The following is a 25229-nucleotide window of genomic DNA, read 5'->3' on the forward strand; positions in this document are numbered from 1 at the left end:
GGTTTAACCCGGTTATACCCCGATGAAAGCAAGCATCTCTGCCGGGATATAGCCCAACGAATTTAAAAATGGAGGATACAAACCCTATCCAGTTCTTAGCAACGCTTTCAATTCATCCAGATTATCCAGAATCTCCCTCTCCAGAGCCTCAATCTTCTCAATAATAATTTCAGGAGCCTCGTACTCGACCTCTTCGTACTCTATCTCCTTGTAGCGGGAGATCGAGAGGTCGTAGTTGTTCTCCCGGATCTCCGCTGTCGGCACAAAGAAGCACTTCGCCTTCCGGTCGGTCGGATCTCTCTCCCTCCGTGCTCTGAACTGCTCGATGATATCCGGGATGTCACCCTTGCCGTCGATGAATGTCCGCTTATCATCGAGCGAATACCCGTCCGCCTCCATGTCGTAGAACCAGACCTTCCCGGTCTTCCCACCTTTCACGAAGATCAGGACGGCGGTCGAGACCCCCGCATACGGCTTGAAGATGCCGGAGGGCATGGAGACGACACCCTCCAGCTGGTTCTCCTCAAGGAGCATCCGGCGGAGTTCCTTATGCGCTCTGGAACTCCCAAAGAGCACGCCGTCGGGCACGATGACGCCGCACTTCCCGCCGATCGTCAGGAGGTGTATCATCCGCTCGACTAAGAGCAGCTCGGTCTTCGTGGTGCCGAGCGAGAGGCTGTCGTTGATGTCGCTCTTGTCGATGCTTCCCTTGAAGGGAGGATTGGCGAGGACGACGGTATAGCGCTCTTCCTCCTCATAGCCCTTGGAGAGGGTATCTTTGATCTCGATGTGGGGCGCTTTGATGCCGTGGAGCATCAGGTTCATGAGCGATATGCGGGTCATCGTCGGGTCGAAGTCGAACCCGTAGAACGTATCGCTCCAGAGCTTCTCCCAGTGCTTCTGGTCGGTGATGTTGTCACCGATGAGATTGTGATACTCACCCTCGCTATCGACCTCCAGGAGGTCGGGACTCGTGTACTTCCGGAGGATGTACTCGTAGGCGTTGATGAGGAAGCCGGCCGTGCCGCAGGCCGGGTCGCAGATACGGTCGGTGATATCGGGGTCGACCAGTTCCACGATCATCCTGATGATATGACGCGGGGTGCGGAACTGCCCGTTCTTCCCGGCGGTCGAGAGCTGGGAGAGGAGGTACTCGTAGATGTCGCCCTGGGTGTCGCGGTTCTGCGCCGTGATGTTCAGATCGTCGATGAGGGCGACCGCTTCCTGGAGGAGGGAGGGCTTCGGGATCATGAAGACGGCGTCCTGCATCTGCCGGGCGAAGAGTGTCTTCTCGCCGTTGTGGAGCGACTTGATAAAGGGAAAGACCAGATCCCGGACGTGTTCGAGCATCTGCTCGGCGGGGTAGTGTTTCCAGCTCGACCACCGGCACTCCTCGTGCCCCGCGAATACCGACGTATACGCCACTCCCCGCGCCCGTGCCCGGTTCTGCTCGACGGTATCCATATCCTCGAGGCGCTTCATGAAGATGAGGTAGGACATCTGCTCGATGGACTGGAGGGGGTTGGACATCCCGCCGCTCCAGAAGCGGTCCCAGAGGGTGTCGATCTTTGATTTGAGGTCGGGGGCGAGTTTCATGCGACTAATTCTCCGGTGAATGCGTTACTCATTAGAGATTCAAACAGCAGAGTGATTCTTTGTCTAGAGTAACTCTGTTTTTGCTTTAGCTCCTCAGCTCTATTTACAAACTCAGAAAATTCATGCTGTAATTCTAAAGGTGGAAGATAAACAGGGAAATTTTTTAGTTGCGTTGAATTTATGCTTGCGATGCCTGTAGTTTGTTTAGCTGATCTAAGAAAATACATTTTACCGTACATGCTTCCGGTAAGCATACTCAAGTATTCAGGGGTCAGAAGGTCTGAATTTACCCTTACCCGGAAGACATGATTCTGGTGGAGGCATAACGTTACTTCACCTTTCCAAACAGCACCCCTGCCTAGTTTATCCCGGTCTCCACCTTCTGTTAAGAGCACATCCCCGGGATGTAACGCATATTTGTCTACATCAGACTCCAACACCTCAATCTCCTTGATCTCAGTTAGATCTAAGTATCCATCCTGTACATTTGCCACACGGAGATAAGGGACCCAAATTGTCGCCTGATCATTAAATTTTCTACCTTTTGTGACGCCCGAAACGATCTTTGAAACTTCTTCCAGTCGTTTAACTTTCCAGCCAAATGGATTCTCTAACGGATTGCCAAACAACTTAATGAACACGTTTTCAATAAGGTTCCACATCAGCGCATCCGCCTCTGCCCGAAGGCGCTGCGTTGCCTCTACCTTCTCAAGAATGGCGACGATTTTGCGCTGGGTTTTGAGAGGGGGGAGGGGTATTTCAATCGACTGTAGTTGCTTTGAGGAAAGATGCTTCACGGTGACGTGTGGAGTTTTGTCTTCAATTTCTTTAAGGATTTTAACTAGTGCTTTGTATAAGAAATAGGGATGCAATTCTTCTGATCTTATAACTAATTTACAAATTCGTTGATTGAGTAAGGCTGATTCTCCTTCCCATCGAATAATATTAAATTCGCCATCCATGCCAATGAGTAAATCATCTTTATATGTGAGGTATTTTTCTTCATATTCTCCATCAAAGAAAGTATCGGTGTAACTCCTTTTTAGATCTCTGATTCTAACTAATGGAGTGCCGACACCTTTATCGTTAAATTGCGTTGAGTCAAACGGAAACCCATAGAAGAAATCGACGTAACTTGACAATTTGACTAATTCCCACTCACGAGGTAACTTCTTTTTCTCCACTTTCACTCACGCCTCCGCAAACAACTCCCGCTCCAGCCCCTGGCAGATGCCGATAAATGCCTTCAGATCACCTTCATCGAACATCGGCACCGGCGCGGTGCTCCCGAAGTTCGTGAACGGAGCCAGGAAGAGATCGTCCATAACTATGTGCTTCTTTCGCATAAAAACGGTCTGAATCGTCCGGATGAAGTGCAGTTGATCGGCAGAATAACTCTTGTTATTCTCGATCATGTAGGTCTGAAACGCTCCTTCGATCATCTTCTTCGGGTCCGGCGCCTCGTAGAGCCCGAAGAGCGACCGAATGAACGCCACGAGCGAGCCATACGGGTGACGCGGCGAGGTCTGCAACATCTCCTCGGTGACGTTCACCCCGGCCTCCGCCAGAGCCTCTTCGAGACCGTGCAGGTCGGCTTCGGTGATCGGCTCGTCCCGAAGGATCTTCTGAATGACCGGATTCTGGTCGGCCAGCTCCGTCACCCTTTTCTCGACTTTCTCCCGGAACGCCACCACGTACTCAGGCGCTTCCTCGTTAAACGTCCAGAGCGTGCGCTGCTCGATGATATCCCCCATGTCGATGACGATAGGTTCGTGCGACTCCTTTGAGAGGTACTGCATCAGCGGGGCAATATCTGCCACAAGCCCGGTAGCATCCTCAAACGAGAGACCCTTCCAGAACGCACGGGAGAGCACCTCGTCCAGCCGCTCCTCCTTCTCCTTCACGATGTTGAGCGTCCGGGGGAGGTGATCGACCATCTCCCCGATCTCCGGGGCCAGCCGCTCGATCTCCTTCTCGTTCCCCTCCAGGACCGCGAGCCCCAGCCGTTCCGCTTTGACCGTGAAGGACGCCTCCTTGAGGTTCACCCCGGTCTGGAAGCGCATGAGGGGCATGATCGTGCCCTTCAGGTACTCCAGCGGGTCGAGCCCGACGTTATCCCAGAGCTTCGGCGAGAGGGCTTTCGCGATCTCCCGCTCGTGCTCCCGGACGCTTACGGAGTCCATCGGGAGCGACCGGATATCCTCCTCCAGCCGCTGCCGGACGACCGTCGCCCGCTCCTCGTCGCCCTGCGCGAGGAGGCGCTCCAGCTGCTTCAGTCGGAGGAAGAAGACCCGGCTCGTGATGGCTTCGGTCGGCTCGTTCTTCACCCCTTCGGGGTTCATGTTCCAGTACTCGAAGTTGTTCCAGAAGTCGAAGACCTTGAAGTACTCCTTACGGCCATCCGGCAACCATTCCCGGTGTTTACACGCGGCATCCGACCGCGTCCCGCGCCCCAGCATCTGCCAGAACTTGATCTTCGAGAAGACCGGCTTTGCAAAGACCAGATTGCAGACCTCCGGCACATCGATGCCAGTATCGAGCATATCCACCGAGATTGCCACGCGGGGGAAGGACTCGTGTTCGAAGTCGTGGATGAGGGCGTCGGCGCGGGGGTCGTCCGAGACGATGATCCGTGCCAGCCGTCCTTTATACTCGGGATACAGGGCGTCGAACGCCTCGTGCAGCCGCCGGGCATGTTTCTTGGAGATCGCGAAGAAGATCGACTTTGCCGGAAGCGTCCCGGCCTGATCCATCTGGCACCCCTCCATGAACTCCCGCACGATCGCCTCAGACGTGCCTTTGATGGCGACCTTCTTCTCCAGCTCCGTCCCTTCGAAGTCGATCTCGTCTGGGTCGATGCCCTGCTCGATCAGCCGGTTGCGCTCGCTCTCCGTCAGGTCAGAGGGGCGGAGACCTTCGATCTGAAAGTGCGTCTGCGCTCCGAGAATACTTTTGCGGAAGTCGACCAGCACGCCATCCTTCACAGCCTCATCGTAGGAGTAGAGCGTGGTCGGCATGTGGTCGTCGCACTGGAAGAACCGGAAGGTGTCCCGGTCGACCAGCTCAGCGGGTGTCGCCGTCAGCCCGATCTGCATGGCGTCCAGGTACGTAAAGACGTCTCGCCACCTGTTGTAGATGCTCCGGTGCGCCTCGTCGGAGAAGATCAGGTCGAACTCCCCTGGAGAGATGAGGTACCGCCCATGCTCGTCCTTCTGTGTGTAGATCTCCTGGAATGTCTGGATCGTGGAGACGAAGAGGCGCTTCTCCTTGTTGTACCTGCCGTGCAGGATCTTGTCCTTCGCTTCGTGAGGGAAGAACTCCAGGAAACCCTTATTCCACGCCTGATCGCGGAGCGCTTTCCGGTCGGCGAGGAAGAGCACCTTCTGCGCCCGGTTCTCCTTGAGGAGGGTGTCGATGATCGCCATTGCCACGCGGGTCTTCCCCGTGCCGGTCGCCATGACGATCAGCCCTTTACGGTGGCCCTTGTGGATATGCTCAAGCACGCGCTTGACGTTCTCGATGCTCTTTGAGCGGTCGACGATGCGGGTATTGACCTCGATTGGTTTCGTGGGATCGATCTTCTGGATCTGGAAACGAAGCCGCTCAAGGTCTTTCTGTGCGTAGAAGCCCTTCACAAGCCGGAGCGGGTAGCGCTCCCGGTCCCAGAACCATATCTCGTAGCCGTTCGAGAGGAAGATGAAGACGTCCCTCCCGGTCTGTTGTTTGATATCATCGGCGTACTGCTCCGCCTGCTTCTGCCCGACGAGCGGGTCTTTCGAGGTGCGTTTGGCTTCGACGATGGCGAGCGGAGCGCCGAGGCTGTCGAGGAGAAGATAGTCGACGTACTTACTCTCCAAGTCGTTCTTCAGCGTCTCGGCTACGGTCTTGTAGGAGTGTGCGAGAAAGTCGGACTGTTTGGTGTCGACTTCGAGAATGACGGAGGCACGGTTCATGACGTCCCAGCCCTGCTCGGCAAGGTAGACGTCTATCTTCTCTTTCCGCGTCCGTAATTCGTTTAAGTCCATATTATTTCTCCACGCCGGGAAGAATAGGGGAATAACCGGCCCTATTCATTAGTTAATAAAAACAGGTGTGTAAATAAGGGTTGTGAAATCTTTGCGGCCGGTTGTGGCCGCAATTGACCTTTGTCAGAGAACAATTATGGTGGAGAAGAGAGTTTTGGCGATGCAATGCAGCGAGGAGAAAAAAAATTACTTCACGATCCACCGTTTTCCTCAGTACTTTGGGGAGCGGTCGATACCATGTCACATAACCGTTCTAGCTCATCAAGCGACTTCATGATGCCCACCTCCACTAAGTATCGATAGAGAAGATAACAATGGAATGCATACAGATCTTGGAGGACTTCTCTAAATTCCTCTAATCTGTATGACTTACTTCCAAAAAACAACATATTCTTTTCCCCATCGTAATAGTAGTCGGCATGAGCAACCTTATTCCGGATAAAAGCGTCCTGCAACACACTGCATCGTCGCTTCTTGAGGAAACTCTGACTGTGGAGGTATTTTATTAAATCAGCCCGGAATATCGTAGAGTCACTTCTGGCCAATCGGGTATACTTTTCGATGAAGGCTCTTGATATCGGGTCACTATCACATTTTATTTCAGCGATTTTTAAGCATATATCTGTTAAAAAACTGAGAGTCAGCTCGTAGCAGGTACCGTATGCCCTTAGTGTTTGATCGACATCATACGCAATGGAGATATTGGTCTTTCTGCCCTGCGTGAAATGTTCTGCAACATTATAAAAATGCCAAATTTGTGGCATGTGCCTCCAAAAGTCATACTTAACCCCTTTTTTGGCTGTTAACGCAAATAATTCAGATAACAATCTATCGATGAAATCCTTACAATCGGCATTTAGTCCCTCCCCCCTCTCTCTAAGAGAAGTCATTAGAGCATCTAATTGCATATAGAGAGCCAAAACTAATGCAGTAAACTCGTTTTGATCTTTTGGGAATATTTCCTCAAACTCTTCTGTTGCGATATCACGCAATCCCCGAGGTATCTCAATATTCGCGCTATGCTCGATCTCAGCAAAAATCTGCTGAATCCTTTCTTCAGCAATAGGCTTGGTCGTTTTAAATACATCAGGGTCTTCTTCCATCCTTATCTCCGCCTATCTGAATACTCACACCCTTCGCTACTCAAGATCTCCAAAATATTCTGGGTCGACTTTTTTAATTACATAACTCGCTGTTTCGGTCACGCCGACATTATAATCGATCATATACTGTGCTAACTGCTCACCGTCGATCAAGACAATTTTCTTCTCGATGATCTTCACGTACTCCTTTGCTTCCTGGCTAAACTGCGACGTTGTGATGAAGACACCCTTCTTTGCCCTCTGTCCTTCCAGACTTCCCGCAAACGCCTGTACGACTGGCCTCCCTACCGATCCTTCCCATCGCTTTGCTTGGATGTATATCACGTCGAGACCTAGTCTATCTTCTTTGATTCTGCCATCTACGCCTCCATCTCCACTACGACCGATGGCTTCACCAGCATCCTCATGGGAGCCTCCATACCCCATTCTGACAAGCAAATCGACGACAATATCCTCAAAAATTGACGGATCGCAAGCCTTCAAACGTTCTAATATTTCTTGAGCCAGTTTTTGTCTTAGTTCAATATTTGCCGCATGCAAGACTTCTTCAGGGGTTAAAGAAGGGGATTTATTGATCTTGTCTTGAGCGTTCTTATTCCCGCCATTCTGACTTGAAGCCCTCTTAAAGACCTCAAATTCAGGAAATTGCATCAAAAACTCGGTATTTATTGTGGGGGGCTTATTCCTGACAATACTGACCCCTCTCTGTGTAATCTTGTATCTCCCTCGTCCAGTAACCTCGACAAGCCCAGCCTTCGTAAGATACGTCCTTGCCCACCCAAACCGATTATCATATGTTCTCGATCTTCCACTTGGCTGCAGAACCCGTCTCTCGTCGTCCGTTAAATGAAAGATTTTGTCTGCCAGAATATCTCTGTCATCTGCCATCAGATGCTCTTTGCCATCCGCTGTGAGTTTGAGAAGAGGAAGCATAATTGATTCATAATCGGGTACAGACATGACCATCACTTAAAAGACCAGTTTAATCTTCACATATATAAAAGAGGATATTCTGTATCCCCCTTTAAGGAAGTAGAGGCATTAAAAGGAAAAGAGGGATTATCTCAAGGGAGCAGATCATCCTAGCCAGTGGCCCTTCACAACAGATCCTCAATCTCCTCTCGCTCTATCCCGGCTTGCTTGAGGATCTCCAGGAGCGTGCCAATTGGGAGGTCCCGCCCGTGTACCGGGACGACGACCCGGCGCTTCGTCTCCGGTTGATAGAAGATGTGGTGGCTCCCCTTCACACGGTCCAGCATGAACCCCTTCTTCTCCAGAATCCTGATAACTTTCTGCGCGGTGAGCGCCGGAAGTTTAGGCATGTGCCTCGACGGTGAGGGTGTATTCCAGGAGCCCTTCCTCGGTAGGAATCTCCTCACCCTTCTCCTGGAGATGCTCAATGTAGAGCTCGATAGCCTCCCGTGCCATCGCTATCGCTTCATCGACAGTCTCCCCGAAGGTGACGCAGCCGGGAAGGGTCGGTACGGTGACGGTGTACCCACCTTCCGGCTCCTTCCGGAGGAGGATACGGTAGTTCAGGTTTCTCATTGCATCGCACCCCACGGATCACGCACATGCAAGGCCTATGTATGACATATGCATGACAATGGTATTACATTACCCCATGATCTATAAAGAGTATCCATAAATACAATCCCTTTTTGAGAAGAACGCTGAAGAACCCTTCCCCTCACGTTCCACTCCCGGACCAGTTGGCTGTAGCACCCTTGAGACCATTCGGTGCTCATATTCCGGTTCTCTGGAGCATCGTGCCTCGAAGACCTGCAGTCTTCTCATGCTCCGCTTGCGCTCGCATGTCGCTCGCACCTCCCACACCTTCACCTGCGCCTCCCGCGAGCGGTAGACCGTCCTCGCCGGCCCCTTCGCCTCCTTAAGGCAGTTATAGTAGAGGTAGAACCCTCCACTGCCTCGTCTCACCGACGATGTCAGTCGCTGGCCGGAAACGCGGGCTCGGGCTCGCCCTTTTCCACCGGTGGGCGATGAAGTCGGCAGGGTTGACTGCAGGCGGAGAATGACAGCCGGTTTCAGCATGTTTATAGCGGCTGCTGTCATCAAACAGCGTTGGGGTTGGGTTATTTTCACCATTTGAACCGCAGTACATGACACTCTCGCCTTGAATGGCAGCAGGACGGGGGGCACAGGCATCCGCCCCGTCACCGAAAGCCTCGCTATCCATACACTCCGTTCTCCCAAAGTCCTCCAACCGGGCCGTAGGGGAGGGAAATCTCTCCCGATGAGTTAGACCGGCCCGCCAGAGAGATAGAGTTATCCAACCGGTCTCAATCCAGTGAATTTTTTAACCACAAACGATCAATCCCCACCTATGACCCACTGGATCGCCTCCTCCAACCGCGACAACGCGAAGATCCTCGATGCGAAGCACATCTGGGGAGTACCAAAGCGGAACAAAACCCTCATGCAGCGGGTGAAGCCCGGCGATACCATCCTCGTCTATGTCAGACAGGAGAAGGAGGGCGATACCATCCTCCCCTCCGCGATCACCGGCGCCTACGAGGTCATCGCTGAGCCCTACGAGGACCCCTCCCGCCTCTTCGTCACCCCGCCGCAGATGGGCGACGAGGTATTCCCATACCGGATGAAGGTCCGGCCAATCAGGGTCTTCGCCGAACCCCTGGAGTTCAAGCCGCTGATTGGGGATCTCAGATTCATCACGAACAAGACGATGTGGTCCGGCCACCTCCGCGTCGCCATGCGTGAGATCCCTGAGGAAGACTACCGGTTCATCCTCAGGCGGGCCGGGGCGGAGGCCTGAACCCATGCCCGGGTGAAGACCCCGGCTTGAAGGCCGGGGATGAATTGCACCCCCAGATCCGTTCACTTTCACCCCGCACGGCCATTCTTTATGCCCGGGAGAGCCCAATATGCCTGTAGAGCCGGTTGGGGCACACCCGGCTCTATGCTTGCGGAGATCAGGACCGCTACACCGCCAACCCTGGCTGTGCACGTCCGGTCAACGAACCAGGAATCCCCCGGGCTAGCCCGGGGAGAGTGTCAAGTAGTGTATTCAGATGTTCGGAGCTCGACTTTGAACAGATCGTCCCGGCTCCGAACATCTATCCCCCATCGGGTGGCGGCCGGGCCGTTGGGAGAAGGCGTTTCTGCCATCCTGATGGATATGGACGAGGAATGCATGAATTATGGATTGCCATAGAAGTTCTGGGGATCACAGAAGAGAAAGCCCGGCGTTCGGCAGGGTCTCCACAATATCGTACGGGTAAGGGCGGAACTATGAGCGGAGATGAGAAGAAACTGATACGGAACAGCACGGTTGAATTTTTGATATTTACCTCGGCAGCCGGTGAAGACTCAATCGAGGTCAGGTACGAGGACGAAACGATCTGGCTAAGCCAGAAGATGATGGCGACGCTCTTCGATGTGACTGTTCCAACAATAAACGTACACCTGAAAAACATCTACGAAAGCGGCGAGTTGACTCGTGATGCAACTATTAGAAAATATCTAACAGTTCAAATCGAGGGTGATCGTGAAGTCTCACGGACCCTTGACTACTACAACCTTGATGCCACAATCTCGGTTGGATACCGCGTCAATTCCCGAAGAGCCACCCAGTTCCGTCAGTGGGCGACTCAGGTGCTAACAGAATTTGCAATTAAAGGATATGTACTTGACAAAAAGCGGATGGAGAACGGTACGTTCCTCGGGGAAGATTACTTCGAGCGGCTGCTGGCAGAAATCCGGGAGATACGGCTGAGTGAGAGACGATTCTACCAGAAGATCACCGACATATATGCTACAAGCCTCGACTACAGCAGGAATGCACCAACAACACGTGAGTTTTTCGCAAACGTTCAGAACAAATTACATTTCGCGATACATGGAAATACTGCGGCTGAACTGATAATGGCGCGTGCCGACAGCAGAAAGAAGCATATGGGCCTTAGCACCTGGGAAAAAGCCCCTGACGGGAAGATACTCAAAACCGACGTATCGGTTGCGAAAAACTATCTGAACGCAACAGAACTTGAATCGCTCGGAAGAATCGTCAACGCCTGGCTTGACCTTGCCGAAGAGCGTGCCAAAAGAAAGATCCCGATGACTATGGAGGATTGGGCAAAACGCCTTGACCGGTTCCTTGAGTTCGATGACCGTAAGCTGCTCGAAGACCGTGGAAAGGTCACAAAAGAGATGGCAAAAGAGTTCGCAGAGAGTGAATTTGAGAAGTACCGGGTTGTTCAGGACAGATTTTTTGAGAGCGATTTCGACCGGATGCTAAAGGAGACCGCCCCGCCCGAGGAAGAGGATCGGGATAACAAAAACAGACTACTGGAGACCTGAAATAAATCATCTCCCGTGGTGGGCGGCACCAGACAGGAGGAATACTTGATGGGCTGTATCCGGAGTGCCTGCTCTCGGAAATTAATGTCCGCAATATTGCCGGCGATCTGCTTATACCCCGTTATCTGCCGGCGTTTCCGTACTTGATGGGTACTTGATCCCCGCCCCTGAGATCCCCTGCATTCCGGTTACGCCGGGGAGGCGACGATCAGGCGGATCGTCATATCGGAAGATCCGTTCGCGTTCTTCGAGACCTTCGACGACGCGGTCTTCTCACCCTCATCTCGCCCATCATCGACCCTGCACTCGCGTCGCCGCCCGAGGTCAGGAACATCGTCGGCATGGACGACTTCCAGACCGAGATCTCGCTCTCGCGGCTCGTCGTCGCGCTCAAGATGGAGCGGGTTGAGTACGAGCCCGAGCAGTTCCCGGGCCTGATCTACCGGGGCGGTGCGGGGACCGCCCTCGTCTTCTCATCGGGGAAGGTGATCCTCGCCGGGTTCAAAGACCCGGGCTCGATGGAGGCGTTCGCATCCGGGCTGAAGGCGAAGATCAAGAACGCTGCGTAGTTCCTGCGAAGAGGACATCCACCGCCCATATGCGCAGCCTCTCGCCGGAACTCACGGGATTCTGCCGGACGGCGCGGCACCACTCTTGCTCTACACCACTCGCGCTCTACGTAATGTATCCAAATGTTCGGAGTTCCGCGATCAAATGTTCGGAGTTCCCCGGCAAATGTTCGGAGCTCGCGACCAAATATTCGGACCTCGACTTCGAACAAATCGTCCCAGCTCCGAACATTTCATCCCTCATCGGGCGGCGTGCCCGGCCCGGTGCGGTCACCCGGAGCCTTCAGCGAGCAGGGCATGATACCCGGCCTGGACAAAATGGCGGTCTGCGGTCAGGGCATCGGAGATCTCCCGCTCCTTCATGACCGCAAGGGAGATGCAATCCGTGAGACTCCACGCTTTATCGAGCCTTTGCTCGTAAATATCCCATCCCCTCAACCACAGGGCGGGATCGACAAACACGATCTCCACCCGGGGTGACGATTCAAGGCGGCGGCGGAATGCGATAACGGACGGTTTGAATGCGGGGTTTGCGAGAGCGTTGAACGTCTCGGTGAGCACGGAAGAGGTGGTGACGAGAGAGGATCCGGATTCCATCCGGCGCGCCTAGAGCGTATCGGCGGTTTTGTGGAGGTGGTCACGCTTGTTCAGCAGCGCAATCCAGCATCCCGTATCAACAAAACAGCGATCATTGCCCATGAGTATCCCGCTTTGGCGTTCCATACAGGTAGTGATCGTGCTCTGCTGCGAGGTCGCTGATATGGGTGTCTACGGCAAGCGACGCTATATCGAAGGCCGGATCGGTGGTTGCTTCGGAGTTCTCCGGGGAGAGTTGTATGGTAATTGTATATTTCTTCCCTGCCTCAAGGTCGACAGGCCCGGAAGGTCGGAAGACCGTTCCATCAAAGAGAACTTTCAGCGTCTTTGTCATCCGGAAAACCACCCCTGAATTCGATGACCATCATGGTCTTTGTGAAATAATAATGATTGCGGGTGCGTCTGCACCGGATCGCCCCTGCCAGGCTCGACAGCGGCATAAGCGAGAAGGCCCCTCCGCAGGGATGAGCGGCGCCCACCTCCATCTTCGCGGATCCGAGAGGTGGGATATCGTCCTGGTAGTCGAGGGTGCCACGCGGGGCCGTCATACGTAGATAACCTCGTTTGAGATACGGCGACCAATATGGGGCTTGAGCGCGCTCTTTTCGACAAGATCAACCCATCTATCGAGAATCTCGGACAGGTACCGCTCAAGCCTGAGAAACCCGAAGATCCCCGGCACCTCGGAGAATTCGACCAGGATATCCACATCGCTTCCCTCGTGCTCCTCACCACGCCGGCACGAGCCGAAGATGCCGATGGACCCGACGTGATAGGCCTCCGCCAGGTACGCCTTGTTCCTCCGGAGAATGCCGATGATTCTCGCGCACTCCCCGCCGGGCTCGCAGGTGACGGTATCCATTCCTGATCGGGATATGCGCCTTCCCCTCTAGTATAGATATCCCCGGGTACGCCGGTTCATGGGGCGGGGTTCGGGCGTTCACCCCGGGACTTCGACGGTGAACCTGTATTGTGCAACATTGTAAATACAACAAACACTTACAATACTGTCATGGCTGCAACCAAGAGGATTCCCGTCTCGGAGGGGGTATGGGCGGAGATCTCCGAGCTGAAACGTCCCGGCCAGACCTTCGACGACCTCCTCTCACAGATGGCCGAGCAGGAGAAAAAGCGCCGGTTCATCGAGGATATGGACCGCATCGAAGCGGAGGGGGATTTCGTGGAGTTGGATTTTGACGTTCCGGATACTGATTAACCGCAAGGCCCTTGAGAGTATCCGGAGCCTCAACGAAAAGAGCCGGCGGATAGTCATGGAGAACCTGAAAACCCTTCAGGAGGACCCGTTCCCCGGCAGCGGAAGCGACAAGGAGCGCCTGCATGTGCACGGGCGCGAAGATACCTATAGACTTCATATCGGCCGGACGTTCACCGCCTTCTACCGCATTCATGAACCCGAAAAGGAAGTTCATGTCCTTGCCGTGATGACAATCGGGCAGGCGCACAAGCGGTATGGATGGTTCTGATGGTCTCTGAGCAGGTACCGTTTCATCTCCGGTCTCGCTCGTCCCGCAGGTTCCTGGCCCGGCACGAATCATCTTTTTTCCGGCAGTTTCCCAGATCCAATACAGCACCCGGGTGATCATATGGCACATTGTGGCAAATGTGCACAAGTATAAATATCACGCAGACCGAGAATACAGGTATGTCTTCCAGCTCGAGTGGCAATCAAACCAAGCGTATTCCCGTGAAAGAGCCCACCTGGAGGGACCTGCACAACCTCAAGGAAGCCGGGCAGAGTTACGATGAACTACTTAGCCAGATGATCCGGCGCGAGCAGGATTACCGCGACTGGCGGATGATCGCCGAGATTGATGAGACCGGCGAGTTCGTAGCCTTCGACCCGGACGATATCCTGCAGGACGACTGACGCGCCGGGGAGCAGGAGAGCGTGTTCACTATTGTCATCGAGCGGAGAGCACGGGAGTTCGTAAAGGGGCTCCCCCCAAAAACCCGGCGCATCATCGTCGAAAAGATCCTGGAACTCAAGGAAGACCCGTTTCCGGGAGGAAACAAGGCAAAACTCGAGTACCCCCACCCTCCTGCAGTCTATCGCCTGCATATCGGCAGGTCCTTCACAGTATTTTATGTCATCGAGGATAAGGAGAAGATCGTCAAGATCGAGAAGATCGTGACGATCGAGAAGGCCCATAAAGAGTATTCCCACAGGTAAAGAGGGCGAACCATGCAGATGCATAAGGAGATCCTCGCCGCCTTCCCCGGCCTCTCGGTTGCGGAGGGTGATATCGGACCGCTCTCGATTCAGGAGAGGACCCCGCCCCTGGAGGCCTTGAGAGACGAGATCGTCCGCTCGGTACGAGAACAGTATACGCTTGAGCAGGTCAAAGATGAACCTCTCTTCAGGGCGTACAGGGACTTCTTCTGGAGGGTGGGCGTCGATCCGACCAAAACGCGGCCCGCCTCGGAAGCGCTGGTGAGAAGGATCCTGGCCGGGAAGATGCTCCCGACGATCAACACCGCGGTGGATGCCTACAACCTGGCCTCGGTCCGGACAGGCATACCCATTGCTGCTTTCGATGCCGATACCCTGGGCGGTGATCTCTCTATGCGGTTTGCAGAGGAGGGTGAAGCGTTCCTCGGCATCGGGATGGCGAAACCCGCCCTGCTCCAGAAGAACCAGGTTATCCTGACCGATGAAGACGCGATCGTCGCTGTCTATCCCTACCGGGACTCCGATGCGACAAAGATCACCCTCACCACAACGATGGTACACATTGTGGCGTGCGGCGTGCCGGGGGTTGAACGAGAGAAGGTGTACTCGACATACGAACTGGCTGCCGCATACCTGCAGGAATACGCTTCAGGTATTCGGTGAATCTTCGACCACCATCCATTACCCGGCAACCAGGATAACTAAAGAAGCGGCCGGAGGTCGACGTGCAGAAGCCAAACCGGAATAGCGCGGGCGGTGCTCCCCCCTCACCACGCCCGGCCGCAGTGCGGGCAGCGGTCCCGGTGAACGGAGAGGATAGATCCGCAGTGCGGGCATCTCCAGCGGACCTCCTCCTGCTCGACGAACGCCGCGACTCCCCGCTCCCGGATATCGCGGAGGTTCTCCAGCATGCTCATCCGATATTTTGTCGTGTAGCGCCTGTCCAGGCGTTTCAGCCGCGTGCAGGGATATCCGGCGCAGTCGTAGCAGTAGTCTCCCGTGCGGTCCTCGCAGTTCCTGATCCTGCATTGAGCACAGGACCGGGGCAGTCTGCCGGCATCCTCCGTCCGGCAGCCGGGACAACGGTTCTTCTCCCGGAGATAGCCGATGCAGAGCCCGCAGTTCATTCCGCAGGGGGCGATCAAGCCGGGGGAGAGGGGGGTCATGATCTCCCGTATGATCGCGGCAGGGCAAGAAGGTTCTCGTTTTGGTCCGTCGCAGGGCGAAACGGACGCGACGCGAGCTGTGTGCATACTCTGCCGCACTCTGGGATCTTAATACTATCTAACAGTTACAAACTAACCGGTAGTTATAATATAACCATAGGATATACCCTCTGGTGAGACTACCTTCAGGCAACCGGGAGTCTCCCGGCCGGGGGAGGGATGGATCGGATGAAGACTCAACGGAGAGAATGGGAATCCCATGGGAACATGTATGGAAGGGAAAAACTCGGGACCACGGGAATCGGGGGCTATCATGGACCATAAAGCAAGATTTGCAGTCGGCTGCCTGCACAAGCAGTACCCGGAACCGGACCGGCTCCCGGAGGACGCATGCCTGGTCTTCGTCCGCGACGGCGGAGTCTGCGTCAGGAAAGGCAGCACGCCGACCATCTATCAAGAGGCGCCCCCGGACCTGCCGGAAGGGCTGAAGAGGGATGCCCGGTATCTCGGTCACCGGGGGCTCACTCCCTGCTATGCCGTCGAGGCTCCCGGCGACCTCTCCCTGCCAGAAGGCCTGGTATATTCCGGCGTGCGCGAACTTGCCGGCCTCATCCCGGACCAGGAACTTGCCGTTGCCGCGCTTGCCGGCCAGATCATCGATTACGGCAGGAATACCCGGTTCTGCGGGCGGTGCGGCACACCAACAGAGCCTGCACGGACCGAGCGGGCCCAGGTCTGTCCGTCCTGCCACCGGATCGTATATCCCCGGCTCTCCCCGGCGATCATCGCATTGGTGAGAAAGGACGACTCTATCCTCATGGTCCGCGGGATCAGGGCGCCACCCGGCAGGTACAGCCTCGTCGCCGGCTTTGTCGAGCCCGGCGAAACCATCGAGGATGCCGTTCGCCGCGAAGTCTGTGAAGAGACGGGGATCGCTATCAGAAATATCCGGTACTGTGCAAGCGAACCGTGGCCGTTCCCTGATTCGCTCATGCTCGGGTTCGTCGCCGACTACGAGAGCGGAGAGGCTGCCCCGGATGGCGTCGAGGTTGAGAGCGCTGCGTGGTTTGACCGGGAGCATCTCCCGGTTCTTCCGCCAGGACTCAGCCTGACCCGTGCGCTCATCGACGACTGGGTGGCGTCGCAAGGTCAGGAACAGGAATAAACCGAAATGAAGGCGGTGAAAGCGATGAAGAGACTGAAAGTCGTTGCATTCAATGGCAGCCCCCGGAAAGACGGCAACACGTCCATCCTGATCCGGCATATCCTTGACGAACTTGAGAACGAAGGCATCGGTACGGAGTTTGTCCAGGTCGGCGGGCAGATGATCCGGGGATGCACCGATTGCCGGAAGTGCTTTGAGAACCGGGACCTGCGGTGCGTTCTTGACGGCGACATCGTGAACGACTGCATCGAGAAGATGGTCGAGGCCGACGGGATCATCCTCGCCTCCCCGGTCTACTTCCTCGATGTCACGTCCGAGATGAAGGCCCTGATCGACCGGGCAGGCGTGGTGGCGAGGGCAAACGACGGGCCCTTCCGACGCAAGGTGGCGACCGCCGCGGCAGCGGTGCGGCGGTCCGGGGCAAACCATACCGTCGATACCCTGCTGCACTTCATGCTCTACAGCGGGATGATCGTCCCGGGAGTCCCGGTGATCGGTATCGGCCGGGATATCGGGGACGTCCGGAGGGACGAAGAGGGGATGGCAAGGGCAAAAGAGGTCGGGAAGAACATGGCCTGGCTGCTGAAGACGATTGCATCCGCAGGTCAGATGGAGGAGACCTTATGAAGATAGAATCGCTGAAACTGGTATATTTCTCACCAACGGGAAGATCGAAGACTGTTATCCAGGGTATTGCGCGCGGAATCAACCACGGCACGGTGGAACTCATCGACATCACCACGCCGGACGCGAGAAAGGATCCGCTGGAGACGTCGGAGAATGAACTCCTCATCGTTGCGGTCCCCGTGTACATGGGAAGGGTGCCGGCCCTCCTGACGGAGTGGCTGCAGGCGATCAGGGCCCATGATACGCCTGCGGTAAGTGTCGTCGTCTACGGAAACCGGGTGTATGACGATGCGCTCATCGAGCTGAACGATATCCTGGCCCAGCGCGGGTGCAGGCCGATCGCCGCTGGAGCATTCATCGGAGAGCATTCGTTCTCGAGCCCCGAGGCCCCGACGGCCAGCGGTCGCCCGGATGCAGCCGACCTGCACCGGGCAGAAGCGTTCGGGCAAAAAATACGGGAGAAACTCGACGCCGTTCCATTGGCCGACCGGATCCCTGGCGTAACGATACCCGGCTGCCGTCCCTACCGGGGGGACCCGACGCTCTGGACGGTAGACTTCATCGCGGTCAGCGATGCGTGCACCCGGTGCGGGACCTGTGCGGAGGAGTGCCCCACGGGCGCGATCGATCCGGACGAAGGCTACTCAACCGATCCTGCGAGGTGTATCACGTGCTGCGCCTGCATCAAACACTGTCCCGCGCACGCGAGAACGATGAGACCCGGCCCGGTCAGGGACGCTTCGGTGCGGTTGAGCACGTTGTATCGGGAACGCAAGGAGCCCGAGTACTTCCTGTAACGGGATATTCCTGCAGCAAATGGAGAGTTCTAAGAAAGGGGTCAGGTGAAGCGGAACGATGGGAATCACCGATAGAAGACGACGAGAGAAGGAGCAGCGAAGGGCCGAGATCATCGAGGCAGCCGAGCGTCTCTTCTTCTCCCGGAGTTACGAAGACGTCTCCATGGACGATATCGCCCGTGAGGTCGAACTGAACAAGGCCACGATCTATCTCTATTTCAAGAATAAGGAGGCCCTCTTCGCGACGATCGTGCTCCGCGGCATCCAGATCCTCAGGGAGAGATACGAGGAGTGCATTGAAAAAGAGGTTCCCGGAATTGCCAAAGTGATCCTGATGGGCCAGGCCTACTACTGGTTCTCGCAGGAACACCCGGATTATCTCCGGCTCATCCATGTCTACGGTTCCGAGCGTTTTTCAAAGGAGAACCCCTATGCCGCAGAGATAGGAGAGGGATACGGCATCTGCCGCCTGATGCTCCAGGGCGCGATAGCGGAGGGGATCGATGACGGGACAATCCGGGCCGATCTCGATCCATTCCTGACTTCGATGTATCTTATGATATCCTTCATGGGCATCCTCTCCCTGGAGAAGAGATGGAAACTGGCGATTGAGGGGGAAGGGTTCAGTTACGAGCAGTTCGCGAGCGAGTTCTTCCGGTTCATCACGCCGGCAATCGCTCCCGACGGGAGAACCCACAACGCGGATCTCAGGGATTTTGGACCATCGGGGTTCTTTCTGACCGAACCTCTGGCGCTCAAGAAGGAGAAGAGGAGACAAACTTAATTTTAGCGTCTCACCCGGCCGACCGGCACGCTTTCACTCAGGCGCCATCGGTATCTTCGTCACATTCGAGGATGAACGCTCCCTGATACCCGCACTGCCGGCAGTGATAGAGCGTTGCGTACAGGCCACGGGCGTCCCAGTAGATGTCGGTGCTCCGGCATACCGGGCAGCGGAGAACCTTCCGGGCTGTCTCGCTCATACAGTTCTCCTGGGAGCCTCCATGATTTGATGGTATCGCATCTCCCCCGGTCGGGTATGGCGCCGCACCTGATGGTGAGACCCGGTGCTTCGACTGTTGCCGGTGCACTGATCGTTTGAGCATGAGAACTCCGCCCGGATTCGGGCTGACCGGTTGCCGAAACATATATCCAGCCATTCTGATATTGACGACCATGAAGATCATCCTGACCACAGTGTTTGTAAACGATCAGGACCGGGCACTGAAGTTCTACACCGAGACGTTGGGCTTTCTGAAGAAGAGCGATGTTTCTGCTGGAGAGTACCGGTGGCTTACCGTCGTCTCTCCCGAAGATCCAGACGGGACCGAGCTTCTGCTTGAGCCAAACAACAACCCGGTAACACAGGCATACCAGAAAGGACTATTCGAACAGGATATCCCCGCCGCGTCCTTTGGCGTCGAGGACACACGTGCAGAATATGAACGACTGAAAGCACGGGGTGTGAAGTTCACGCTGGAGCCGACAGACGTTGTCGACCAGGTGACCATAGCGGTCTTCAACGACACCTGCGGCAATCTCATCCAGATCCAGACGATGCAAGGATAATCCATCATATTAGAAGCGACCGGTGGTCATGAAAGGGCGAACCCCTGCAGGAGCCGTCGGCCCTGTATATTGCCAGGAGACGAAACGATACGCTGGCGGCGCTCCAGGAGCACCCAGGAAGTATTCCAACAAACCATATGCCTCGACCTCCTGGCCGGCCGTTGGCCTACCCGTTTCCTGCAGAACTGGTTAAGTCGCATTCGGATCCACCATGACTATGGATTTCTTCGATACGGTCTACCGGGGCACCCCGCCCTGGGACATCGGCCGGCCCCAGAAGGCGTTCGTCGACCTCGCCGCGGCGGGGGAGGTCACGGGCTCCGTCCTGGACGTGGGGTGCGGCACGGGGGAGCACGCCCTCTTCTTCGCAGGGGAAGGGCACGAGGCGGTCGGGATCGACACCTCGCCTCTTGCGATCCGCAAGGCTGAAGAGAAGGCCGCGGCACGGGGACTCCAGGCGCAGTTCCTTGTCTGGAGCGCGCTGGACCTTGCCGGGCTCGAGAGGACGTTTGACACCGTCATCGACTCCGGCTTCTTCCATGTCCTCTCCGACGAAGACCGGCCGGTCTTCGTAAAGAGCCTCGCTGCCGTTCTTGCGCCCGGCGGGAAGTATCTCATGCTCTGTTTTGGCGACCAGAACCCCGGCGACTACCCGCTCCCGAGGAGGATCAGAGAGCGGGAGATACGGGAGACCTTCCTTGATGGGTGGCGGATCAACTTCATCAGGCTGGCGGTCTTCGAGAACGCCATCCAGCCCGAAGGACACCACGCCTGGCTGGCGTCGATATCGAGAGCCGGGCGAGGGTGACGGCGAAATCCCCCATAACGCCACAGATCGCCGGGAAGATTTACGAGCGTTTAAGTACCCTCTTCTGCAATAAAAAGCTGAAAGAGGAGTATCTGAGATGACCGTCAAGAACATCCTGATCGTCGCGATTGTTGCGCTGATCGTCGTTGCCGCAGGGATCATGATTGCATTTGCCCCCGGCGAGACCGAACCGACCCCCGGCACGATCGTGCCGGCGCAGAAGGTGCTCACGCCGGACGAGGCGAAGGCTCTCGCGGCGGAGATCGCAGGGCAGATCGACGGCGACGCGCTTGCCGCGCTCAAGCCTGGAGACGAGAATACGTCGGCCTACACCGCCATCCACGACCGGCTCAACGCGTTCCGGTCTGAACACCCCGATATCGTCTACATCATGACGATGAGGAGGACGGGGGACGCCATCGAGCAGGTCGTTGATGCCGACTACGGCAGCCCGGGCGGATACGCTATCGGTGACGGGCACTACGTCCCGAACCCTGAGGCCCCCTACCTCACCGGCTTTGATAAACCCTTTGCTGAGATCTACTCCGCTGTCTATGGGTATGCTCCGGTGAGGAACGCCGCCGGCGCCGGCGTCGGGGTGGTCTGCCTCAAGCCGGATGGTCCGGTCGGGCAGGAGCGGCTCGAAGCCCTCGCGGTGGAGATTGCAGGAGAGATCGACGGCGACGCCATGGCGGCGCTCAAGCCCGGCGACGAGAGTACTCCGGCGTATATCGCCATCCGCGACCGGCTCGTTGCCTTCCGGACTGCAAACCCTGAGCTCACCTATGTGTATACGATGCGCAAAGCCGGAAACGTCACCGAGCACGTCGTAGATGCGGATTACGGCAACGAGGACGGGGTCGCTATCGGCGAAGGCTATACCCTGACGGACGACGACAACGTCTTCCTTGCCGGCTTCGAGGAGCCCACAGCCGAGATCTACAGCCTTATCTGCGGATATGCCCCGATAACAAACGCCGCCGGCGCAAGCGTCGGGATGGCAGCCATCGAAGCATGGAACCCGGTCACCGAGGAGCGGGTGAAAGCCCTCGCGGTGGAGGCTGCAGGAGAGATCGACGGCACTGCGATGGCGGCGCTCAAACCCGGCGACGAGACGACCCCGGCCTACACCGCCATCCAGGACCGGCTCAGCGCCTTCCGTGACGCGAACCCCGGGGTCATCTACGTCTATACCATGCGTAAGACCGAGAACGCCACCGAGTACGTCGTCGACGCAGACTACGGCAACGGCTATGCGCCCGAGATAGGCTACACCTACGTGCCCACGGAGGAGGACGCCGCGTTCCTCGCCGGATTTGAGGGACCCTCAGCCGAGCCCGGGTTCTACGTCGACGAATGGGGCAACAAGCCCGCCACCGTCCTCTCCGGGTACGCCCCGGTCAGGGACGCGGCCGGCGCCGTCGTCGGGCTCGTCGGCGTCGATGTGGGGTTCGTTCACCAATCGTAAAAGATAAAGATTACCGGGACGGGATGAGCGCACTCCCCGCCCCCGCCCCGGCCGCACAACCTTTTTTTCTGCTCGCCTGTTCCGGAAAGAATAACTCTTCCGGCGGCGAGGACGTAGCATGGACCGCACAACTTCCAGGGCGGACCGGTGCGGCACAGGTTCGCCGGTGCCGAAGGGGGACAGGATGGCCCTCCTCAAGGAGATCGCCGCGTTCACCCGCGAGCACGGGGATATCCTCGCCCGGTACCACCTCAATACCATGGACGACCTCAACCGTATCGAGCAGGAGTGCTGGAGGCTGCACGACGAGGCGTGCAGCAGGGGCGCCTGCGGGAGTGCCGGCGAACTCGTGGAGCTGGAGTACCTCATCGGCCGGGCAAAGGAGATGAGAGCGCGGATGGGGGATGACGAGCGATCCCCGGGCTGATCGGAGGTATCAGGGTTTCATCAGCGCACCTGAACGCCGCCTATAGAAAGTGCCGGGACTGACTCCGATCGTGACCCCGGGCTAACTGATCTTCATCAGGATGGATACCAGGACGAAGAGGAGCAGGCCGTTGATCACGATGATTCCCGCAATGACCATGCCCGGAACCAGGCCCGGCAGGAGCATGCTGATACCGAACGCGATCGAGACGACGTTCAAGACCGTCTGGGTACCGAGAAGCCGTTTGAGGATGGGTGGAAGGGAGGCCGGGTCGGCGTCGGGGTTCCCGGCACCCTGCAGCATCGGGAGGAACCGCTTCGTAAGGAGTATCGCTCCCCCGGCGATGTTTAAGAGCGCAAGAAGCAACTGGATCACGCCGGTCAGGATGCCCGGGACGATGCAGGAGAAGATCCCGAGAGCGGCGAAGACGATCCCGATGACGATCAGCAGCCACGAGCGTCTGTACGAGCCAATCGGGGTCTCTCCCAGGGCCAGCATCTGGATGGCCATGATGACGAGCAGCAGGCCGAGCTGACCGTCCGGGGAGAACGGGATCAATCCCAGGTTCACCGGGATGAGGAGCAGCCCGAGGAGGACCAGGAGAACGCCGACCGGGATGACCAGGGCAATCGAGAGGGGGAGAGAGGCCTCCCCGAACAGGCCGGTGCTGCCGGTTGCAGTGGAACCATTCGCGGTCATTCTGACCCCCCCGGAGGATACATCCGGCCGACCACCTGGATGGACCAGGAGAGGTAGAAGAAGCCGATGCCGTAGATGATGAGGAGGACCGCGGTCACGTAGTCGGTCGTGATACCGGGAAAGAGCGTGACAAGGCCGAGAGCGATCGAGACCACGTAGACAATGATGCAGGCGACCGTCAGGTGCCGGAGGACACCCGGGACCTTCAGCCACAACCGGGCCTTATCTTCGGAGAAGAACAACTGCGCGAGGAGCGCGACTCCCCCAAGAGTGAGGAGCAATCCGACCAGAATACGAACCGGATCTGCGAGCAGTCCGGGGATGAAGCAGGCGACCATCCCGACGGCCGCCGTGGATACCCCGAGCACGATGACCGCCCATGAACGCCGGAGATCGCCGAACGGGGTCTTCCCCATCGTGATGATCTGGAACGAGACGATCACGAGAAAGAGCCCATAGGTGCTGTCCGGGGCATAGGGGAGTTCGCCCGTATGAATCCTGAAGAGAAGCAGGCCGAAGAGGAGCATGAAGACCCCGAAGACGATCAGGATGGCGGCCTCGAGGGAGAGGTCGGACGCTGCTCCGAGAACTGGATTGCTCTTCTCTTCCGGCTGGCTGGCAGATTCCATAATTACATCTCCCCGGTTCTATCCGGCGACAGATGGATACATATTGACAATTGAGTAAATGCTCTGATGTATATCCAGGGTTTATTTATAGGTATGCATCCGCTCCGGTTGAGCCCCGGTCGCGTTGCAGGCGGGGCCCGTTCTCGATCTGCGATTTCTATGCCATATTGTTGCGCAGCATCGATGGTTTTCTATAAATCCGGAAGATTACCTGTTGTTTCACGTATGGCGATACCAAATTGAACCCATTCTAAATCAGATGCAGGAGAGGCAGTATTCATAAAGTATATCTCTTATGAGATGGCATTGAGCGGATTGGAGAACCTTATGTTTCGACCGCAGGACGACTGTACGTATCTGATGCCGGTCCACTTCGGAGGCGGCAAATTCGACCCGGAGACCCTGATCACGCAGAGAGCGACTGGTCTCGTCGTCAGTTACGAGACCGAAAGAGACCTTCTTGAGCGATACATTCCGGAAGGGTTTGAACTCCTGGCCCCTGAAGTGCAGGTTGCGTTCAACAAGTTCACCGAGATCAACTGGATGCACGGCGGTCAGTACAACCTGATCAACGTGGCGGCGCCGGTCCGGTTCCACGGCAAGAAGGACGAACTCGACGGAGCCTACGCGCTGGTGGTCTGGGAGAACAAGACCGCCCCCATCCTCGGGGGGCGGGAACAGACCGGGATCCCGAAGATATACGCTGATATCGAGGACCTGCATATCGTCCGGCCGCACTATGCCACGACCGTCAGCTACGAGGGGAACACCTTTCTCAACATGAACTTCGAGGCCATGGGATCGATCACCGGACAGGATCTCGATGCCCTGAAGGCGCAGCTCCTCTCCATGAACACCCTCGGGTGGCGGTACATCCCGAAGGTCGGGGCTCCGGGAGCGGACCTCTCCCAGTTCGTCCTCTACCCCCAGGGTATGGAGGTGGAGACGGCAGAGCTCGGAAAGGGCAGCCTGAGATGGACCGAGATGACCCCGATGCAGAATCCGGCCCAGTACTACATCGTCAACAGCCTCGCGTCCCTGCCCATAAAACGGGTGACACAGGCGGTAATGGTCACGGGGAGGGCCATCCTTCGCGCGATGGGAGCAAGGGTCATTGAATGAGAGCGAGATGAGGAACATGGTTGATTCGGATTACTATACGGGCAAAGTCTGCATCGTCACCGGCGCAAACTCCGGGATCGGGTATGCGATCAGCGAAGAGCTCCTGAAGCGGGGAGCAATCGTCTACATGGCCGGCCGGAGCAGGGAGAAAGTCGCCGCGGCCGTCGGTCAGCTCTCCGCATACGGTGACCGGGCACGCCCGCTCATCATGGACGTGACGAAACAGGAAGATGTGCAGAAGGGTATCGAGGGTACGGCGGCAGAGGCGGGAAGACTGGATCTCCTCTTCAACAACGCAGGTGTCGGGGGAACCATCCCGTTCGAGATGGCCAC

Annotated in this window: 32 protein-coding genes; 18 read left to right on the plus strand and 14 right to left on the minus strand. The window is 56.6% G+C overall.

The window, feature by feature from the left end:
* Positions 1–84: 84 nt before the first annotated feature.
* The 7 genes from V6K60_RS06645 to V6K60_RS06675 form a co-directional block, all read right to left on the minus strand.
* Complete coding sequence (locus tag V6K60_RS06645) at positions 85–1596, minus strand: type I restriction-modification system subunit M (protein ID WP_332449729.1); 1512 nt, start codon at positions 1594–1596, stop codon at positions 85–87.
* Positions 1593–2786, minus strand: a complete 1194-nt coding sequence (locus tag V6K60_RS06650; protein ID WP_332449730.1) for a restriction endonuclease subunit S — start codon at positions 2784–2786, stop codon at positions 1593–1595. Before V6K60_RS06650 ends, V6K60_RS06645 begins: the two co-directional genes overlap by 4 nt.
* On the minus strand, positions 2787–5621 hold the full coding sequence (locus tag V6K60_RS06655) for a type I restriction endonuclease subunit R (protein ID WP_332449731.1): 2835 nt from the start codon (positions 5619–5621) through the stop codon (positions 2787–2789).
* A gap of 191 nt (positions 5622–5812) precedes the next feature.
* Positions 5813–6724, minus strand: a complete 912-nt coding sequence (locus V6K60_RS06660) for a hypothetical protein (protein WP_332449732.1) — start codon at positions 6722–6724, stop codon at positions 5813–5815.
* A 36-nt stretch (positions 6725–6760) separates the two neighbouring features.
* Complete coding sequence (locus V6K60_RS06665) at positions 6761–7690, minus strand: restriction endonuclease (RefSeq protein ID WP_332449759.1); 930 nt, start codon at positions 7688–7690, stop codon at positions 6761–6763.
* 131 nt (positions 7691–7821) lie between these two features.
* Positions 7822–8046 carry a type II toxin-antitoxin system HicA family toxin gene (locus V6K60_RS06670; RefSeq protein WP_332449733.1) on the minus strand — a complete coding sequence of 75 codons (225 nt, stop codon included), beginning with the start codon at positions 8044–8046 and terminating at the stop codon, positions 7822–7824.
* A complete protein-coding gene (locus tag V6K60_RS06675; protein ID WP_332449734.1) occupies positions 8039–8272 on the minus strand; it encodes a type II toxin-antitoxin system HicB family antitoxin in 234 nt (77 codons plus the stop codon). Before V6K60_RS06675 ends, V6K60_RS06670 begins: the two co-directional genes overlap by 8 nt.
* Positions 8273–9068: 796 nt before the next feature.
* Between V6K60_RS06675 and V6K60_RS06680 the strand changes: the two genes are divergently transcribed.
* From V6K60_RS06680 to V6K60_RS06690, 3 genes are all read left to right on the plus strand, one after another.
* Positions 9069–9518: an EVE domain-containing protein gene (locus tag V6K60_RS06680; protein ID WP_332449735.1), complete on the plus strand. Its 450-nt coding sequence runs from the start codon at positions 9069–9071 to the stop codon at positions 9516–9518.
* Positions 9519–9754: 236 nt separating this feature from the next.
* Positions 9755–11062 (plus strand): virulence RhuM family protein, encoded by a 1308-nt coding sequence (locus V6K60_RS06685; protein WP_332449736.1) that lies wholly within the window; start codon positions 9755–9757, stop codon positions 11060–11062.
* 293 nt (positions 11063–11355) lie between these two features.
* Positions 11356–11631 (plus strand): hypothetical protein, encoded by a 276-nt coding sequence (locus tag V6K60_RS06690; RefSeq protein ID WP_332449760.1) that lies wholly within the window; start codon positions 11356–11358, stop codon positions 11629–11631.
* Positions 11632–11901: 270 nt separating this feature from the next.
* On the opposite strand, the gene V6K60_RS06695 is transcribed toward V6K60_RS06690, so the two are convergent.
* The 3 genes from V6K60_RS06695 to V6K60_RS06705 form a co-directional block, all read right to left on the minus strand.
* Entirely contained in the window at positions 11902–12228 is a 327-nt protein-coding gene (locus V6K60_RS06695) for a type II toxin-antitoxin system VapC family toxin (protein ID WP_332449737.1), read from the minus strand.
* A gap of 91 nt (positions 12229–12319) precedes the next feature.
* Positions 12320–12562, minus strand: coding sequence for an antitoxin family protein (locus tag V6K60_RS06700; RefSeq protein ID WP_332449738.1), 243 nt, complete (start codon positions 12560–12562; stop codon positions 12320–12322).
* 210 nt (positions 12563–12772) lie between these two features.
* The gene (locus V6K60_RS06705; RefSeq protein ID WP_332449739.1) at positions 12773–13090 is read right to left on the minus strand and encodes a nucleotidyltransferase family protein; all 318 of its coding nucleotides are present in this window, start codon (positions 13088–13090) and stop codon (positions 12773–12775) included.
* A 150-nt stretch (positions 13091–13240) separates the two neighbouring features.
* On the opposite strand from V6K60_RS06705, the gene V6K60_RS06710 reads away from it, so the two are divergent.
* From V6K60_RS06710 to V6K60_RS06730, 5 genes are all read left to right on the plus strand, one after another.
* Entirely contained in the window at positions 13241–13444 is a 204-nt protein-coding gene (locus V6K60_RS06710) for a hypothetical protein (RefSeq protein WP_332449740.1), read from the plus strand.
* Positions 13445–13499: 55 nt separating this feature from the next.
* Positions 13500–13712 (plus strand): hypothetical protein, encoded by a 213-nt coding sequence (locus V6K60_RS06715; RefSeq protein ID WP_332449741.1) that lies wholly within the window; start codon positions 13500–13502, stop codon positions 13710–13712.
* A gap of 221 nt (positions 13713–13933) precedes the next feature.
* Positions 13934–14116: a hypothetical protein gene (locus V6K60_RS06720; RefSeq protein ID WP_332449742.1), complete on the plus strand. Its 183-nt coding sequence runs from the start codon at positions 13934–13936 to the stop codon at positions 14114–14116.
* 21 nt (positions 14117–14137) lie between these two features.
* A complete protein-coding gene (locus V6K60_RS06725; protein WP_332449743.1) occupies positions 14138–14419 on the plus strand; it encodes a type II toxin-antitoxin system RelE family toxin in 282 nt (93 codons plus the stop codon).
* Positions 14420–14431: 12 nt separating this feature from the next.
* The gene (locus tag V6K60_RS06730) at positions 14432–15082 is read left to right on the plus strand and encodes a B3/B4 domain-containing protein (RefSeq protein WP_332449744.1); all 651 of its coding nucleotides are present in this window, start codon (positions 14432–14434) and stop codon (positions 15080–15082) included.
* A gap of 104 nt (positions 15083–15186) precedes the next feature.
* Here V6K60_RS06730 and V6K60_RS06735 read toward each other — a convergent pair whose 3' ends face one another.
* Positions 15187–15585 (minus strand): DUF3795 domain-containing protein, encoded by a 399-nt coding sequence (locus V6K60_RS06735; RefSeq protein WP_332449745.1) that lies wholly within the window; start codon positions 15583–15585, stop codon positions 15187–15189.
* A gap of 313 nt (positions 15586–15898) precedes the next feature.
* Between V6K60_RS06735 and nudC the strand changes: the two genes are divergently transcribed.
* The 4 genes from nudC to V6K60_RS06755 are packed head-to-tail and all read left to right on the plus strand — an operon-like array spanning position 15899 to position 18958.
* Positions 15899–16750, plus strand: a complete 852-nt coding sequence (nudC, locus tag V6K60_RS06740; protein WP_332449746.1) for an NAD(+) diphosphatase — start codon at positions 15899–15901, stop codon at positions 16748–16750.
* 24 nt (positions 16751–16774) lie between these two features.
* Positions 16775–17377, plus strand: coding sequence for a flavodoxin family protein (locus tag V6K60_RS06745; protein WP_332449747.1), 603 nt, complete (start codon positions 16775–16777; stop codon positions 17375–17377).
* Entirely contained in the window at positions 17374–18174 is an 801-nt protein-coding gene (locus tag V6K60_RS06750) for an EFR1 family ferrodoxin (RefSeq protein WP_332449748.1), read from the plus strand. The genes V6K60_RS06745 and V6K60_RS06750 overlap by 4 nt, the downstream gene beginning before the upstream one ends.
* Before the next feature lie 58 nt (positions 18175–18232).
* Positions 18233–18958: a TetR/AcrR family transcriptional regulator gene (locus tag V6K60_RS06755; protein ID WP_332449749.1), complete on the plus strand. Its 726-nt coding sequence runs from the start codon at positions 18233–18235 to the stop codon at positions 18956–18958.
* Positions 18959–18995: 37 nt separating this feature from the next.
* Here the strand turns inward: V6K60_RS06755 and V6K60_RS06760 are convergent, their stop codons facing one another.
* Positions 18996–19157 carry a hypothetical protein gene (locus V6K60_RS06760; protein ID WP_332449750.1) on the minus strand — a complete coding sequence of 54 codons (162 nt, stop codon included), beginning with the start codon at positions 19155–19157 and terminating at the stop codon, positions 18996–18998.
* 193 nt (positions 19158–19350) lie between these two features.
* On the opposite strand from V6K60_RS06760, the gene V6K60_RS06765 reads away from it, so the two are divergent.
* The 4 genes from V6K60_RS06765 (at position 19351) to V6K60_RS06780 (ending at position 22446) form a co-directional block, all read left to right on the plus strand.
* On the plus strand, positions 19351–19743 hold the full coding sequence (locus V6K60_RS06765; RefSeq protein WP_332449751.1) for a VOC family protein: 393 nt from the start codon (positions 19351–19353) through the stop codon (positions 19741–19743).
* 217 nt (positions 19744–19960) lie between these two features.
* Positions 19961–20551, plus strand: a complete 591-nt coding sequence (locus V6K60_RS06770) for a class I SAM-dependent methyltransferase (protein ID WP_332449752.1) — start codon at positions 19961–19963, stop codon at positions 20549–20551.
* Positions 20552–20648: 97 nt separating this feature from the next.
* Positions 20649–22019 (plus strand): hypothetical protein, encoded by a 1371-nt coding sequence (locus V6K60_RS06775; protein ID WP_332449753.1) that lies wholly within the window; start codon positions 20649–20651, stop codon positions 22017–22019.
* A 118-nt stretch (positions 22020–22137) separates the two neighbouring features.
* Positions 22138–22446: a hypothetical protein gene (locus V6K60_RS06780; protein ID WP_332449754.1), complete on the plus strand. Its 309-nt coding sequence runs from the start codon at positions 22138–22140 to the stop codon at positions 22444–22446.
* 81 nt (positions 22447–22527) lie between these two features.
* Here V6K60_RS06780 and V6K60_RS06785 read toward each other — a convergent pair whose 3' ends face one another.
* Positions 22528–23145, minus strand: a complete 618-nt coding sequence (locus V6K60_RS06785) for a hypothetical protein (RefSeq protein ID WP_332449755.1) — start codon at positions 23143–23145, stop codon at positions 22528–22530.
* Entirely contained in the window at positions 23142–23774 is a 633-nt protein-coding gene (locus tag V6K60_RS06790) for a hypothetical protein (protein ID WP_332449756.1), read from the minus strand. The genes V6K60_RS06785 and V6K60_RS06790 overlap by 4 nt, the downstream gene beginning before the upstream one ends.
* A 327-nt stretch (positions 23775–24101) precedes the next feature.
* Between V6K60_RS06790 and V6K60_RS06795 the strand changes: the two genes are divergently transcribed.
* On the plus strand, positions 24102–24896 hold the full coding sequence (locus V6K60_RS06795; protein ID WP_332449757.1) for an acetoacetate decarboxylase family protein: 795 nt from the start codon (positions 24102–24104) through the stop codon (positions 24894–24896).
* 16 nt (positions 24897–24912) lie between these two features.
* On the plus strand, positions 24913–25229 hold a 317-nt coding region (locus tag V6K60_RS06800; RefSeq protein WP_332449758.1), incomplete at its 3' end, for an SDR family oxidoreductase.

Origin of the sequence: Methanoculleus sp. (assembly GCF_036677455.1) — an archaeon.
Lineage (GTDB): Archaea > Halobacteriota > Methanomicrobia > Methanomicrobiales > Methanoculleaceae > Methanoculleus.